16 protein-coding genes are annotated in these 13,870 nt (G+C 50.3%); 3 read left to right on the top strand and 13 right to left on the bottom strand.

The annotated features are described in order from the left end of the window. Position 1: 1 nt before the first annotated feature. Positions 2-337, bottom strand: a complete 336-nt coding sequence (locus EFO84_RS04980) for a Grx4 family monothiol glutaredoxin (RefSeq protein WP_127346954.1) — start codon at positions 335-337, stop codon at positions 2-4. Positions 338-516: 179 nt separating this feature from the next. Between EFO84_RS04980 and EFO84_RS04975 the strand changes: the two genes are divergently transcribed. Then, a complete protein-coding gene (locus tag EFO84_RS04975) occupies positions 517-1,098 on the top strand; it encodes a Fe-Mn family superoxide dismutase (RefSeq protein WP_127346953.1) in 582 nt (193 codons plus the stop codon). A 60-nt stretch (positions 1,099-1,158) separates the two neighbouring features. Here the strand turns inward: EFO84_RS04975 and fadR are convergent, their stop codons facing one another. Further along, a complete protein-coding gene (fadR, locus tag EFO84_RS04970) occupies positions 1,159-1,869 on the bottom strand; it encodes a fatty acid metabolism transcriptional regulator FadR (protein WP_127346952.1) in 711 nt (236 codons plus the stop codon). Between the two features lie 184 nt (positions 1,870-2,053). Between fadR and dsbB the strand changes: the two genes are divergently transcribed. Continuing rightward, entirely contained in the window at positions 2,054-2,596 is a 543-nt protein-coding gene (dsbB, locus tag EFO84_RS04965; protein ID WP_127346951.1) for a disulfide bond formation protein DsbB, read from the top strand. A gap of 3 nt (positions 2,597-2,599) precedes the next feature. On the opposite strand, the gene EFO84_RS04960 is transcribed toward dsbB, so the two are convergent. From EFO84_RS04960 to EFO84_RS04910, 11 genes are all read right to left on the bottom strand, one after another. Then, entirely contained in the window at positions 2,600-3,049 is a 450-nt protein-coding gene (locus EFO84_RS04960) for a YcgN family cysteine cluster protein (RefSeq protein WP_127346950.1), read from the bottom strand. Beyond that, entirely contained in the window at positions 3,046-3,702 is a 657-nt protein-coding gene (locus tag EFO84_RS04955) for a fumarylacetoacetate hydrolase family protein (protein ID WP_127346949.1), read from the bottom strand. The genes EFO84_RS04960 and EFO84_RS04955 overlap by 4 nt, the downstream gene beginning before the upstream one ends. Then, positions 3,702-4,682, bottom strand: coding sequence for a lytic murein transglycosylase (locus EFO84_RS04950; protein WP_127346948.1), 981 nt, complete (start codon positions 4,680-4,682; stop codon positions 3,702-3,704). Before EFO84_RS04950 ends, EFO84_RS04955 begins: the two co-directional genes overlap by 1 nt. Then, on the bottom strand, positions 4,679-4,948 hold the full coding sequence (locus EFO84_RS04945; protein WP_127346947.1) for a YcgL domain-containing protein: 270 nt from the start codon (positions 4,946-4,948) through the stop codon (positions 4,679-4,681). The genes EFO84_RS04950 and EFO84_RS04945 overlap by 4 nt, the downstream gene beginning before the upstream one ends. 18 nt (positions 4,949-4,966) lie before the next feature. Then, positions 4,967-6,100, bottom strand: a complete 1,134-nt coding sequence (gene rnd, locus EFO84_RS04940; RefSeq protein WP_127346946.1) for a ribonuclease D — start codon at positions 6,098-6,100, stop codon at positions 4,967-4,969. After that, positions 6,100-7,776 (bottom strand): long-chain-fatty-acid--CoA ligase FadD, encoded by a 1,677-nt coding sequence (gene fadD, locus EFO84_RS04935; RefSeq protein WP_127346945.1) that lies wholly within the window; start codon positions 7,774-7,776, stop codon positions 6,100-6,102. The genes rnd and fadD overlap by 1 nt, the downstream gene beginning before the upstream one ends. Positions 7,777-7,860: 84 nt before the next feature. After that, on the bottom strand, positions 7,861-8,778 hold the full coding sequence (locus EFO84_RS04930) for an alpha/beta fold hydrolase (RefSeq protein ID WP_127346944.1): 918 nt from the start codon (positions 8,776-8,778) through the stop codon (positions 7,861-7,863). A gap of 21 nt (positions 8,779-8,799) precedes the next feature. Next, complete coding sequence (locus EFO84_RS04925; RefSeq protein ID WP_127346943.1) at positions 8,800-9,354, bottom strand: Slp family lipoprotein; 555 nt, start codon at positions 9,352-9,354, stop codon at positions 8,800-8,802. A gap of 30 nt (positions 9,355-9,384) precedes the next feature. Next, positions 9,385-10,104: a tRNA (adenosine(37)-N6)-threonylcarbamoyltransferase complex dimerization subunit type 1 TsaB gene (gene tsaB, locus EFO84_RS04920; protein WP_127346942.1), complete on the bottom strand. Its 720-nt coding sequence runs from the start codon at positions 10,102-10,104 to the stop codon at positions 9,385-9,387. Then, on the bottom strand, positions 10,101-12,023 hold the full coding sequence (yoaA, locus tag EFO84_RS04915) for a DNA repair helicase YoaA (protein ID WP_127346941.1): 1,923 nt from the start codon (positions 12,021-12,023) through the stop codon (positions 10,101-10,103). The genes tsaB and yoaA overlap by 4 nt, the downstream gene beginning before the upstream one ends. An 8-nt stretch (positions 12,024-12,031) precedes the next feature. Next, the gene (locus EFO84_RS04910; protein WP_127346940.1) at positions 12,032-12,574 is read right to left on the bottom strand and encodes a hypothetical protein; all 543 of its coding nucleotides are present in this window, start codon (positions 12,572-12,574) and stop codon (positions 12,032-12,034) included. A 386-nt stretch (positions 12,575-12,960) separates the two neighbouring features. Between EFO84_RS04910 and hisG the strand changes: the two genes are divergently transcribed. After that, complete coding sequence (gene hisG, locus EFO84_RS04905; protein ID WP_127346939.1) at positions 12,961-13,869, top strand: ATP phosphoribosyltransferase; 909 nt, start codon at positions 12,961-12,963, stop codon at positions 13,867-13,869. Position 13,870: the final 1 nt, after the last annotated feature.

The raw sequence follows: 13,870 nt of genomic DNA, 5'->3' as shown, positions 1-13,870 counted from the left end.
CTTATTCGCTCGGCGCTGGGTGACGCGCAGCAACATCGCTAATGATTTGCTGCAGCTCACCTTGCTGATACATTTCCATGATAATGTCGCAGCCGCCTACTAGTTCACCTTCAATCCACAGTTGTGGGAAGGTGGGCCAATCAGCATATTTCGGCAACTCGGCACGAATATCTGGGTTCTGTAAGATATCCACATACGCGAACGGCTGGCCACAGGCCATCAGTACTTGCGACGCTTGCGATGAAAAACCACAGCTGGGTAGCTTTGGCGAACCTTTCATGTAAAGCAAAATGGGGTGTTCGGCGATTTGCTGCTTAATTTTTTCAATAGTTTCCATGATCACCTCTAGTTGATGGTCAACGATCGGCGCGTAGTCTACCACAAAACAAATTTGCCTTGCCCTTGAAATAAACTAATTTGCCACTATGTAGGTATATAGAGACTGCAACGGTCGTATTCAATGCTAAACTAATACGACCCGAACAAATCATTCATGACTAACAATGGAGAGTCCACATGGCATTCGAATTACCTGCTCTACCGTATGCGAAAGACGCACTCGAGCCACATATTTCTGCTGAAACCATTGACTACCACTACGGTAAGCATCATCAAACCTACGTGACCAAGCTCAACGACGGTATCAAAGGTACTGAGTTTGAAGGCAAGTCGCTGGAAGATATCGTTAAAAGCTCAAAAGGTGGTATTTTCAACAACTCAGCACAAGTCTGGAACCACACCTTCTACTGGCATTGCTTGAGCCCAAATGGCGGCGGCGCAGCAACCGGTAAAGTTGCCGATGCGATTAATGCTAAATGGGGTTCTTTTGACAAGTTCAAAGAAGAGTTCACCGCTAACGCCCTGAACAACTTCGGCTCAGGCTGGACCTGGTTAGTGAAAACTGCTGACGGTGGCGTAGACATCGTCAATACTAGCAACGCTGGCTCAACCTTGACCGACAGCAGCATCAAAGCACTGTTAACTGTTGACGTATGGGAACACGCTTACTACGTTGACTACCGCAACGCGCGTCCAACCTACATGAATGCGTTCTGGAATCTGGTCAACTGGGACTTCGTGAACGAAAACTTCGCGTAATCTGCACAGCGCAACAAAAAAGGCGGCCCATAGGCCGCCTTTTTTATGACACAAAGAGAGTTAACCAATCAGATCAGTCGGAATATCAGCACGCATGCTTTGCCATATTTTGCCTGATTCGTAGCCGTATTGGCGGACTAATAATGCAGCGTCGTTCTTCTCACCCTGCTCGGCTTTAGCCAGTAAGTCAGCGTAATATTTGCGCGCTAATTGACGCGCTTCTGGGTTGGAGAAATAGAAGTTACCAATACGTGAATACAGCCCTTTAAAACCATTCAACACCAGCACATAAATCGGGTTGCCTGAGGCAAACGCTAAATCGTGGTTCAGACGGTAATCATATTGACTGAAGGCTTCTGCGGTATCAGCCAGATCATTGGCTTGCATCAGCAATTCGCGGACTTTCTCCGGCGCATTGCGCACCGCACCGCGAATATAAATAGCACTGATATTGGTCCGTGCTGACAGCAATTGATCCACTAACAATGGCATGCCGTCTTCGTCGAGTTGGGCCAAGGTTTCCAAAATATTTAAACCCGAGGTTTCCCAGAAATTATTCACTCGTGTTGGCTTACCATGCTGAATAGTCAGCCAGCCATCGCGGGCCAAGCGCTGCAACACTTCGCGCAAGGTGGTACGGGTCACGCCAATCAGCTCTGATAACTCGCGTTCGGCAGGCAAAATCGTGCCCGGCGCAAAATGACCGTTCCAGATTGATTTTACAATGTATTCTTCAGCAAAGCCTGCTGGACTCTGTGCCTTGATTAACATGAAATGGCCTGTGGTTTGAATAATCTGTACCTATATAGGTTGAACATCATAGTCTAGCTGGCGATTTTATCAGTCTTTGTAATGGTCGGACAAGTTAATCATCACATGGCCCGGCCAACCCCGTCGACTTTTTGTCGAAGCTGGGGTAATGTTGGCCGCAATAATAACTTATCAGGAACACTCCATGACACAGTCTCACTCATGGCTTTCACGCTTTGCGCAGTTACCCACCCAGCGCTGGCCGTGGGCACTGTTAGCGCTGTCGAGCTTTGCTCTGATTGGCGCCGCCATGTACTTTCAATATGCGATGGATTTACAACCCTGCGTGCGCTGCATCTATCAGCGTACTGCAGTATTAGCCATTGGCTTAATTGCTTTGCTGCCGTTGCTTAACCCGCAGATAAAACCCTTGAAATGGCTGGGTCTGGCTGGCTGGCTGGGAATCGCCAGCTGGGGTTATGTGATTGCTGCTGATCATGTTGCGCTGCAACAGTCCGCCAACTCGTGGTTTGCGGTGTGCGATATCAACCCACAATTCCCTGCCTTTATGCCCTTACATGAGTGGTTTCCCGGCTTTTTTGGCGCACCTGGCATGTGTGGTGATATCGACTGGCAATTCGTTGGTTTAAGCATGCCGCAGTGGCTGCAGGTGATTTTTGCGGGTTATGCAGTGAGTGCGATAGTCGTTATCGCCGCCCACCTAGCGGTTAAATCGAAGCAAAAATAGCCGCTAATCGCAGTCACGCAGCGGCCACGTGACGATGCGATCTTCCAGATCAGTCTGCAATTGATTTTCTCTTTCCACCCGGCCGACCACACTGATCCCCGCAGCAACCATAGCGCTGCGGTCACCGTTATTGAGGAGCGGATGCCAATCCGCCAAACCACGGCCTTCGGCCAAGCGCCGATAGGCACAGCTCGATGGCAAGTAATACAGCGTGGCGAGATTATCTGCGGTAATGGTTACACACTCAGGCACAAAGGTATGGCGTTGCGGGTAATTGCTACATTGCCCGGTGTCGGTGTTAAGCAACTCACAGCATATATCGGTGAAATGTAACGCTTCGGTGTCGTCATCAATCAGTTTATTCAGACAGCATTTGCCGCAACCATCGCACAACGATTCCCACTCGGTATGGGACATTTCATGGAGTTTTTTAGTCTGCCAGAATGGCTTCATGAATCAAACGCGACATCGGCCGGCCATTGCCAGCGCGTCGTGCCCTGAGTCAAACACAGTAGCAGCTGGTCACCAGCATTTAGTGGCCCGACCCCAGCAGGGGTACCGGTCATCACTACATCGCCTGGTAACAGCGTGAATTGCTGACTGATGTCGGCTAACAATTGCGCCAATGGAAACAATAGATCGGCGGTATTGCCCTGCTGTACCAACTGGTTATTTTTAAACAGTTGCAGCCCAAATGGCTGGGCGAAATCAACCTCAGTGGCATGAATAAAAGGCCCCAATGCACACGAGCCATCAAAAGCCTTAGCGCGTTCCCATGGCTGGCCAGCAGCTTTTAATCTGCTCTGCACATCGCGCAAGGTCAAATCAAGCCCTAAACCTACGCCAGCAACCGCGGCGAGCGCCTGGTCAGTAGTCGCACGACGCAATGGGGTGCCGATTAACAACGTCAATTCCAACTCATGGTGGCAGGCACCTTGATGCAGAGGGATCAGCACCTGCGGCAAACGGGTTACCGCAGTCGACGGCTTAATAAACAGCAATGGTTCGGCCGGCAGCGGGTTATTCAGCTCCGCGGCATGCTCGGCATAATTACGCCCCACACAGACAATTTTACTCGGCGTTAACGCCCCAGTGGTGCTGCTCATTAGCGCGGAAAACGAATACGATCAGACAGATAGCCTACCGCCGCAACAAAATAGTGTGAGCGGTTCCAACGCATTAAGGCGTCGTAGTTGTCATAGGCTAAGAATACCCGACCTTGGCGGTCATCAGGGATCACCACCGCAGCAACAATATCGTCTCGCTTCGGCAGGTCGCTGCCGTCCATGCTACGAACACCTAGAGCCTGCCATTCTGCCAGCGGTTTTTTAATGCTTAATTTAGCTTGCTCGATATCAAATTCATCGGGCAATTTCACTTGCCGCCCCCAGGTTACATCGTCATTCCAACCAACATTTTTTAAGTAGTTGGCGGCCGAGGCAAACACGTCGCCCATGGAGTTCCAAATGTCTTTACGACCATCGCCATCATAATCAATGGCATAACTCATAAATGAGCTTGGCATAAACTGGGTTTGGCCCATAGCACCTGCCCATGAGCCTTTCATATTGGCAACATCAATGTGACCTTCTTGAACAATAGTCAAAGCATGCCATAGCTCCTTCTTAAAGAATGCTTCGCGGCGACCTTCATAGGCCATAGTGGTCAACGCCGATACCACATCAAAACCGCCGGTAAACGAGCCAAAGTTGGTTTCAATACCCCACAGCGCAACAATGAAACGCGGCTGTACGCCATACTCAGCACCTATTTTTTCTAATAGCTCACGATGTTTCGCATACATTTCTACCGCTTTCGTGGCTTTCCACTCCGGCACGGCGCGCGGTAAATAGGTATCTAAAGTAAGCTTAAACTCAGGCTGGTTTTTGTCAGCCTCGACTGATTTTTTATAAAACTTAACTTCAGCAAAGGCTTTATCGAGAGTCTCTTGCGTGTAACCGGCAGCCAGCGCCTCGGCTTTCAGCTGCTCCACATAAGCGGCAAAGGCTTCGCCCTCTTCTGCTTGCGCCCATGGGCTTAGCAATAGCGCGGCGGTGAAACTTAGTAGTAGCAAAAACTGTTTCATCCCTGTGACTCCTTATGTTGTTTTAATAGATTTTCCACTGGTGGAGGTAATTGTAGGTAATAGCCGGGCTGGTCTAAATGACGCCGCAATTCATCCACGCTGAGATGGGCTAATTTACGCTCTGTTTTCAGCGCAAACACCATCACTTCTATAGGTTGACCAAAATGTTGCCGCAACGGTTCCGGCAATTTAGAAAAATCTGCCGGATGGGGCATGTATAGGTAAGTATCGGCGCGCCGCGAACTGCGGTAAATAGCACACAACATGAGCGCTTCTCGTCTTGGTTAGCGCTGCACTAATTGCAGCAAATCGGCTTCCAGCTTAGCGCCACGCCAGCCGCTTAACAAGTCAGGTTTGGGTAAAGATGCCTGCCAATCAGCCGGGATCTGCCACAACCAATGCAAGGTATCGTTGATTTGTCGCCGTGAGGCCACCAACACTGGGCTGATATCAAGTTCAGCAGCGAGGGCATCACAGCGTTGCTTCACCGCGGCATACGCGGCTTTATAGCCGTTCATATCGGTCAAGCGTTGCAGCGGCGCCAGCATGTCGGTGCTGGCTTTGCCACGGGCAATCGCGGCCATGATGGCATCGCCGTTATAGCGCACTGTCACCGGTGATAAGTCGGTAATACCTTTGAGCGCCTGCACTGAGCTGATGGGTTTACGTGCCATTTCTAACAGGCTGTGGTCTTTGGCAACAAAGCTTAGCGGAATATCCGACTGCCGCGCCCGTTGTTGCCGCCAGATCAATAACTCGCGCAGCACTCGCAGTTGTTGGTCATTGCACTGCCAGGCATTACCAAAGAACAGATACAAGGCTTGGTCGGGTAAATTACCAGCGCGCTTCTGAATTTGCTCGGCAGTTTCGGCCAAAACCAAGTCGGCAACGCCTTTGTTGCTGACCTGCTCCAGTAACTGCGGATAAATCTCGTACAGATAGTCGACATCCAGTGCCGCATAGTCGAGCTGTTCTTGTGCTAACGGGCGTTGCATCCAGTCAGTGCGTGACTGTGATTTATCCACCAGCATGCCGGTGTATTGCTCAACCAAGGCTGCGTATCCAAGCGCCTCACCGCTGCCGGCAAAGGCGGCGGCAATTTGACTATCAAACACATGGGTTGGGATATGCCCCATCTGCTGCGATAAGATCTCGTAGTCTTCACCACCGGCATGAATCACCAGCTGGGTATGGCTATCACCCAACAACTGCCACAACGGTTGAATAGCGCTGCCGGTTAACGCAACAGTATCGATTAACGCCAACTGGTCGGCTGCGCGTACTTGTACCAGGCCTAATTTGGCGTAATAGGTGCGGGTGCGAACAAATTCGGTATCGATTGCGAGGTAAGGTGCTGAGCGTGCTTGCTGACAAAAATCAGCAAGCACCTTAGCATCAGTAATCAATTGGTAAGGCATCAATGGGCTTTTTTCGCCTCTTCGTCGCGCAATTCCCGACGCAAAATTTTGCCAACATTGGTTTTCGGCAAGTCTTCGCGGAATTCCACGAATTTCGGTACCTTGTAGCCCGTTAGGTTCTCGCGAGCATATTCAATCAGCTCTTTTTCGGTCAAGCTGTTGTCTTTGCGTACCACGAACACTTTCACTGCTTCGCCGGATGAATCATGGGGTACACCCACGGCAGCGACTTCAAGAACTTTCGGGTGCGAAACGACCACATCTTCAATTTCATTCGGATAGACGTTAAAACCAGACACCAAGATCATGTCTTTTTTACGGTCGACGATTTTGACAAAGCCTTGCTCGTCCATAAAACCAATATCACCGGTCATAAACCAGTCATCTTGCATGACCTTAGCGGTTTCATCTGGACGGTTGTAGTAGCCAACCATCACTTGTGGACCACGTACTTGGATCTCGCCGGTTTCGCCAATGGCAAGTTCTGCCCCACTCTCGATATCGACGATACGTACATCGGTAGACGGTAATGGAATGCCAATCGTGCCGGTAAATGACTGAATATCGGTTGGGTTGGTGGTGACCACTGGAGAACACTCAGTGAGACCGTACCCCTCGAGCAAGCGTGACTTGGTAACCCGCTCCCAATGTTCAGCCACAGATCGCTGCACCGCCATACCGCCGCCCATAGCAATTTTCAGGTTGCTAAAATCGAGGTCTTTAAAGCCTTCGGCGTGCAAAAGGCCGTTGAATAAGGTGTTCACCCCTGAAATCATCGAGAACGGATGCTTTTGCAACTCTTTCACAAAGCCGGCCATATCGCGCGGATTGGTGATCAGAATGTTCTTACCGCCATGCTTGATAAAGGTCAGGCAGTTCACCGTTAAGGCAAAAATATGATAGAGCGGCAACGCGGTAATAATAGTCTCTTCGCCATCATTCACCAGCGGTGCAAAGACCGCCGAGACCTGCTCTAAGTTCGCTACCATATTACGGTGCGACAGCATGGCACCTTTGGCTAAACCAGTGGTGCCGCCGGTGTATTGTAAAAAGGCGAGATCATCCCCAGTCACTGTTGGACGGCTGTAGTCAGCCTGCGCGCCATGGCTCAGTACACTGCGAAAATCAATAGTATTGCTGAGCTGATAGCTCGGCACCATCTTCTTCACATATTTCACCACTAGGTTGACAATCCAGCGTTTAGGCGCGGGTAACATGTCACCAATGGCGGTGAGAATCACGTGTTTAACCGGCACGTCAGCCACCACTTTCTCAAGCGTGCTGGCAAAATTATCTAAGATCACGATAGCTTTACAATTTGCGTCGCTAAGCTGATGCTTTAATTCACGCGGAGTGTAAAGCGGGTTGACGTTAACCACCGTCATACCAGCGCGCAGAGTACCAAACAGCGCAATCGGATATTGCAGCAAGTTAGGCATCATAATGGCCACTGCATCACCTTTTTGCAGGCCCTGCGCTTGCAGGTAAGCGGCAAAATTACGACTTTGCTGATCCAGCTCTTTAAACGACAGCTGGTGGTCCATATTCACGTAGGCGATACGGTCGGCGTACTTGGCTAGACTTTCTTCGAAAATTTCTAGCAAAGAGGCATAATGGTCGGCATCAATGGTTGCGGGTACACCCGCCGGATAACGTTTAATCCAGACTTTTTCCACGCTGATAGCTCCAGAGAACAAATCGTTGTTCGTATTATTTTAGACGTTGATGTGCGCAATCATCGCATATCCGACCAGTTTAGACTAGCCGTTCGCGCGGTCGATCATCTGCTCAAACAAGCCGATAACCGCAGCCGCCTGTTCCATGTGTACATGGTGTCCGCCGGCTAAACGGTGAACTTTAAGCTGCGGTACCTGATGTTGCCAGAGTTGCAGTGCCTCGAGTAAGCGCTGATGACCTTGTTCGCCGAGGATCAATTCAATGTTGCAGCTTATCTCGCCCAATACGTTACCAATTTGCTCAGCAGTCAAGCGCAGCGGCGATAAACCACGCAACTGCCCATCGGCGCGAAAGCGATAGTCCCCAGTGCTGAGTTGCTCAATGCCGCGCTCAACCAGCAAGGCAGCGATCGCTTGGTTAAAGTCACCGGCAGCCTGCCGGGCTCGCACCCCGCTCTCTTTATTAGGGTAATGTGGTGGTTCTTTTTGCTGTTGCTGCCAGCGACTCATAAAGCCTTTACGCATGTCCTTGGCAGTTTCATCGGCCGCCGTAGCCAATAAACCAAACGCTTCGATCATCAGTAGGTTCTGAATTCGCAACGGGTCGATTCCAGCCAACATATTGGCGGCATAAGCACCCATCGAGTGCGCCAGCACATCAATATGAGCCCAACCTTGCAGCTCGCACAGTTGCCACAGGTCATACACGTAATCAATAAAAGGATAATAGTTACCAGCGGGGCGATGGTCGGAATGACCATGGCCGGCCCACTCCAAAGCGATGAGACGATGCGATTGCGCTAATGGCGAATTGAGAAAAGCTGCCGCTATGGGCACGAAGCTATGGGCGTTATCCAACCAACCGTGCAACGCTAATAATGGTTTGCCATCATTGGCGCCCCAGGCTAAACCGCGCACGATGCCCCAGTTGAGTTGAAACGAAACAGGCTCAGCCAACTGCTGAGCCTGTTGCCAACCATTGATATCATTACCTAGGGTCATAATAGTCCATTGACTGCTTGCTTAATTGTTGTCCTGTGGCGGTGTAACTGGCACAGGCACAGGATAATAAATTCGGTAAGGTGGGGTTAGATAATGATTACGGAACCATAGATCACTGTAATCAGGTCGCTGCTGACGTTGCTCCAGATCCTTCCACAAGTATTTACCCGTGACATTTAATACCGGAAAGGTATAGCTATAATCATTGATTTTACCTTCAACAGATGCCGCTACCGTTCCCATAAACGTGACACTTTTTCCCCGAGCATAAACAACAGGGTCAACAAAACTAGGTAAGACTGCACGGAATCGTCCATCACTATTATCGCCAACTTGCGGTCGACCATAACCACGTAATGGAAAGTTTACCACCTCAATTTCAGTGCCATCATCGGTATTGCGTATTTCAGCAATTACTCCACCCCAGCGCGCTGGTTGGCCGATACTTTGACCTGGGTCGGTCAACGCTTGGCTAAACGGCGTCAGATTGGTTCCCTCAGCAACGGCTAGCTCGTCAGGGACCTGTGAACAGGCTTGTAAGCCCAGTACGACTAATATCACTGCGATATATTTCATGGTTCCACTCCTTACGTCGACGGCCGTACCTTAGTCACGACCGGGCAATTTTTTCCATGCTACTTCATTACGCACATACAACGGCTGAAGTTCAGCTGCGCTGACCGCTGCACCACCATTTGCTATGGCTGCTAAGGCGATGTGCAACATATCCTGTGCATGCGGCAACAAGGCCGCTTCACACACGCTGACCTGCTGCTGAGGGTCTAATTGAGACGCGTAGGCAGCCCAACCAGTTCCCGCACCCTGCAACTTTTGCGCGTTATTAACGAGATGCGGCCACCACGGTTGTTGTGACAAATCAGTCAATGGTGCCATTTGCGCGGCACTCAGCTGCTCGGCTAGGCCATTAGCGTTTTTAAAGGTAGCGAGATACACTTCATCCATGCGTGCATCAATTGCACTAATCACCCTATCAGTACTGTCATCGAGACGGATCGCTTGCTGCGCCAAGGCCTGCAAAGTATCCACTGGGTATACCGGCAAATCACAACTAAACGCCAGACCCTGTGCTACCGACACCCCAATACGAACACCGGTAAAACTGCCCGGTCCAATTCCACTGACTAAACCATCCAGCTGCTGAAGGCTGATACCAGCCTCGCGCAAAACATCGTCAACAAAGCCGAGAATTTTCTGCGAGTGCTCACGCGGTGTCACTGCTGCGCGCAGGTACAACTGCCCATTGGCCTGCAGAGCCACGGAGCAATGTTCGGTTGAGGTATCGAGCGCTAAAAGATTCAAAGTCATGGGGTATCACACTGTTGTAAAAATTCGATGGCATCGTTTAAATCGCGGCTACGACGCATGTTAGGCAAGCTCTGTAAAAAGATACCGCCATAGGGTTTGCTCACCAAGCGCTGATCACACACAATCAGCACACCACGATCACTGGCATCGCGGATCAGCCTGCCCGCGCCTTGTTTTAAGGCAATAACAGCCTGCGGCAATTGTACCTGAGCAAAAGCATCGATGCCACGTAACTGACAATCTTCAACGCGCGCTTGTAGCAGCGGATCGTCCGGAGAAGCAAACGGTAGCTTGTCAATAATCACGCAGCGCAGCGCATCACCGCGCACATCAACACCCTCCCAAAAACTCGAGGTCCCGAGCAGCACACCATTACCCTGCGTAATAAATTGCTCCAGCAGATCACGCTTACTAGTACTGCCCTGCACTAACAACGGCCGCTCAGTCACCAGCGCTAGCTGCTGAGCAATCATCTGCAGCATACGGTGACTGGTAAACAGCACGAAAGTGCCGCCCTGTTGGTTGGCGTCAAGGACTTGCGTCACGATCTGTAAAATCGCTTCGGCCATGCCGCGCTCATGCGGCTGCGGCAAATAGCGTGGCAAACATAGCAAGGCCTGTTGCTGAAAATCGAATGGGCTGGGCAGACACAGCGTGGTCGGTTGGTGTAACCCGAGCTGGTCGGTGAAGTGATGAAAATCTTCATTCACCGCAAGGGTCGCTGAGGTGAAGATCCAGGCCATATTGCTAGCGCGCAAATAGCCACCAAATTTATCCGCGACACTCAGCGGTGTTTGATGCAAGGTAAATTGCCTTGGTGTGGTCTCGAACCAAAAACTATAGCCGGTGCGGCTGGTATCTTGTAATTGCTGCCATTTATGCAGGAACTGGCCACACCGCTCATAACCATTATCTAAATCATTATGCCGGCCCAGCGCACTTTTCAGTACCTCATGAAAAAAGCTTAGATGCTCTTCTACAACCAGTGCTGCGGCCTGCACCGCTGCTTGCTGGCGGAATGTGCGCCAGTTGCCACGGCTTGGGTCATTGGCAAACACCAAACGGAAATCACGCAGGCTAGTGAGCAATTTATCGGCGGCTTTATCCAGTTGCTTCAAGTCTTTTAAGGTTGCCAGGTAAAGCAGTTTCATCTCGTGCGCCAGCTCTTGCACTTGCCGACTCGATACCGCCTCACCAAAATACTGACTGGCGATATCAGGTAACTGATGCGCTTCGTCAAAAATCACCGCATCAGCGGCTGGAATTAGCTCACCAAAACCGACATCTTTGAGCGCCATATCGGCAAAGAAAAGATGATGATTGACGACCACTAAATCAGCTTCCAAGGCTTTTTTTCGAGCCTTCACCACATAGCAGTCGTCAAAATCGGGACAATCTCGGCCCAAGCAATTTTCTGCAGTGCTGGTCACCTGTGGCAGTACTTCGGCATCTTCTTGTAGGATGTTAATGGTACCCACATCACCGTCATCGGTGCGTTGCGACCAACTACGTACGGCAACCAGCTGACTTTGCAGCGTTTTGTTGTGTTGACCGCTGGCAATCAGTGCTTGGTTCAGACGATGTAAACACAAGTAGTTGCCACGCCCCTTGAGCAGTGCCACCGATTTGTTCGGTGCCAACACTGCTTTGAGCGCCGGTAAATCACGATGAAATAGCTGTTCTTGCAGGTTTTTGGTACCGGTAGAAATAATCGCTTTACCATCGCTTAATAGCGTGGGTACCAGGTAGGCATAGGTTTTACCAGTTCCAGTTTCGGCTTCCACCACTAATTGCCCGCGCTGTTTTAGCGCCTTGGCCACAGCTTCAGCCATGGTGGTTTGCGAAGCCCGCGGAGCGAAACCGCGAACCGTAGTAGCAAGACGGCTGTCCGGCTGAAATAACTGCTTAATGGTTGGCATGAATCGAGTTACCACAAGCCCTTGCAGTTTTCTGCGAGATAGCGCATACCCTGCTCCACCTGCGCTGCTTCATCGGCTGAACTAAGCCAAATTGTGCCTGGGGTTTGGTTGTATGGCGAATACCAGAAGCTAACTTGATTATTGTTACGCTGAATATTGCTTAACTCAGACCAATAGAATCCGTCTTCTAGGCCCATGATAGACGGCAGCGCTTCATCTAAGCGCAGCGTTACAAAAGGGCCGAGGATATTGGTTTCATAGTCGCTGATGTTGTAGCGCAGGTTAGAAATACATAACCGCGTTGGGTTAGCGTCGGTAATAAACGCATCCCCCTCATAATCGTAATCCATGTCGCTCATGTTCTTTAAAAAATTGACCATGTACGGGTCGAGGTATTTTTTTCCGTACAGCAAATTCGCCAACTGCGCCTGCTGGGCATTAATTTGTCCTTCGGGTATCTGCTTACCTGGTGCCTCTTCCTGAGCCCAAGCGCTGTGCCATGACATCACCGCCAAACTCACCAATGCTACTGTCATTAACCGGGTTGTCATCACTGCGCTGCCTCGAGTCATTTCACTGCCTGAGACTATAGCCTGAGGCTGAACTCAAATAAAGCCTGTTGAGTTGCTGTTGCCTATGGGAAGACAACCGCCAAAAATTAGACAACTAACATACAAGAATTTTCTAGCAGCCCTTAAAAACCAGACAAACCGACTTGCGCCAACAATTATCAATCTATACAATTGCACCTGGATTATAGCTAATCACTGTTACAGGTATACATATGCGCTACAACAACGGGCACCACCATCACCATCATTCACGATCGGCTTAGCCTTGTTGTGCGTTGAGGGCTGGCCAAATTTGGTTGCCCTCGCATGTTACTAGAACCCCCGCGAGGCAATCCTTGCGGGGGTTTTTTTTATGGAGAATGACAATGGTCGTTGAAAAGAATTCAAAACGTTTAACTATCGCGATTCAAAAATCAGGTCGCTTGAGCAAAGAATCCATTGCCATGCTTGAAGCCTGTGGTTTCAAATTTAGCCTGCACGAGGCGCGCTTACTGGCTCACAGCAATAACCAACCGGTTGATTTGCTGCGCGTACGTGATGATGATATCCCTGGCTTGGTGATGGATGGCGTTGTCGACTTAGGTATTGTCGGCGAGAACGTGCTGGAAGAAGCGCGTTTAGAGCGCCAAGCAACGCAACTACCCAATGACTTTAAACGGCTGCGGGCGCTCGACTTTGGTCAGTGTCGTTTATCGATTGCGGTACCCAAAGAAGAAGCCTACGGTGGCGTCAACGATTTACAGGGTAAGCGTATTGCTACCACCTATCCGTATTTACTACAGAACTATTTAGCCCAACGCGGCGTAAAAGCCAGCAATGCCATTTTAACCGGTAGTGTCGAAGTTGCTCCGCGTGCTGGTCTCGCTGATGCGGTGTGTGATTTGGTCTCAACTGGCGCCACCTTAGAAGCTAACGGCTTAGTTGAGCGTGATGTAATTTTTCGCTCGCAAGCACAGCTGATTCAACGCCCAGAACCACTGAATGCAGCCAAGCAGGCGGTCGTTGATCAGTTGTTGCCACGTATTGATGGGGTGCAGCAAGCACGCGAAAGCAAATACATTATGCTGCATGCACCGCGAGCCAAATTAGACCAAGTCAGCCAACTGCTGCCCGGTGCTGAACGTCCGACTGTGTTGCCACTCAGCCACACCGATGAGCTGGTCGCAGTACACGTGGTAAGTACCGAAACCTTATTTTGGGAAACCATGGAACAACTGAAAGCGATTGGTTGTAGTTCTATTTTGGTCATGCCAATTGAAAAAATGATGGGGTAGT

This window comes from Pseudidiomarina mangrovi (assembly GCF_003999375.1).
Classification (GTDB): domain Bacteria; phylum Pseudomonadota; class Gammaproteobacteria; order Enterobacterales; family Alteromonadaceae; genus Pseudidiomarina; species Pseudidiomarina mangrovi.
This window is presented reverse-complemented; position numbering and strand designations above follow the sequence as displayed.

Coding starts and splice junctions, on each gene's coding strand:
- rnd (WP_127346946.1), bottom strand. CDS start 6,100: ATGCCTTACCAATTGATTACTGATGCTAAGGTGCTTGCTGATTTTTGT.
- dsbB (WP_127346951.1), top strand. CDS start 2,054: ATGACACAGTCTCACTCATGGCTTTCACGCTTTGCGCAGTTACCCACC.
- yoaA (WP_127346941.1), bottom strand. CDS start 12,023: ATGCCAACCATTAAGCAGTTATTTCAGCCGGACAGCCGTCTTGCTACT.
- fadR (WP_127346952.1), bottom strand. CDS start 1,869: ATGTTAATCAAGGCACAGAGTCCAGCAGGCTTTGCTGAAGAATACATT.
- tsaB (WP_127346942.1), bottom strand. CDS start 10,104: ATGACTTTGAATCTTTTAGCGCTCGATACCTCAACCGAACATTGCTCC.
- EFO84_RS04980 (WP_127346954.1), bottom strand. CDS start 337: ATGGAAACTATTGAAAAAATTAAGCAGCAAATCGCCGAACACCCCATT.
- EFO84_RS04910 (WP_127346940.1), bottom strand. CDS start 12,574: ATGACAACCCGGTTAATGACAGTAGCATTGGTGAGTTTGGCGGTGATG.
- EFO84_RS04955 (WP_127346949.1), bottom strand. CDS start 3,702: ATGAGCAGCACCACTGGGGCGTTAACGCCGAGTAAAATTGTCTGTGTG.
- EFO84_RS04975 (WP_127346953.1), top strand. CDS start 517: ATGGCATTCGAATTACCTGCTCTACCGTATGCGAAAGACGCACTCGAG.
- EFO84_RS04950 (WP_127346948.1), bottom strand. CDS start 4,682: ATGAAACAGTTTTTGCTACTACTAAGTTTCACCGCCGCGCTATTGCTA.
- EFO84_RS04930 (WP_127346944.1), bottom strand. CDS start 8,778: ATGACCCTAGGTAATGATATCAATGGTTGGCAACAGGCTCAGCAGTTG.
- EFO84_RS04945 (WP_127346947.1), bottom strand. CDS start 4,948: ATGTTGTGTGCTATTTACCGCAGTTCGCGGCGCGCCGATACTTACCTA.
- hisG (WP_127346939.1), top strand. CDS start 12,961: ATGGTCGTTGAAAAGAATTCAAAACGTTTAACTATCGCGATTCAAAAA.
- EFO84_RS04925 (WP_127346943.1), bottom strand. CDS start 9,354: ATGAAATATATCGCAGTGATATTAGTCGTACTGGGCTTACAAGCCTGT.
- EFO84_RS04960 (WP_127346950.1), bottom strand. CDS start 3,049: ATGAAGCCATTCTGGCAGACTAAAAAACTCCATGAAATGTCCCATACC.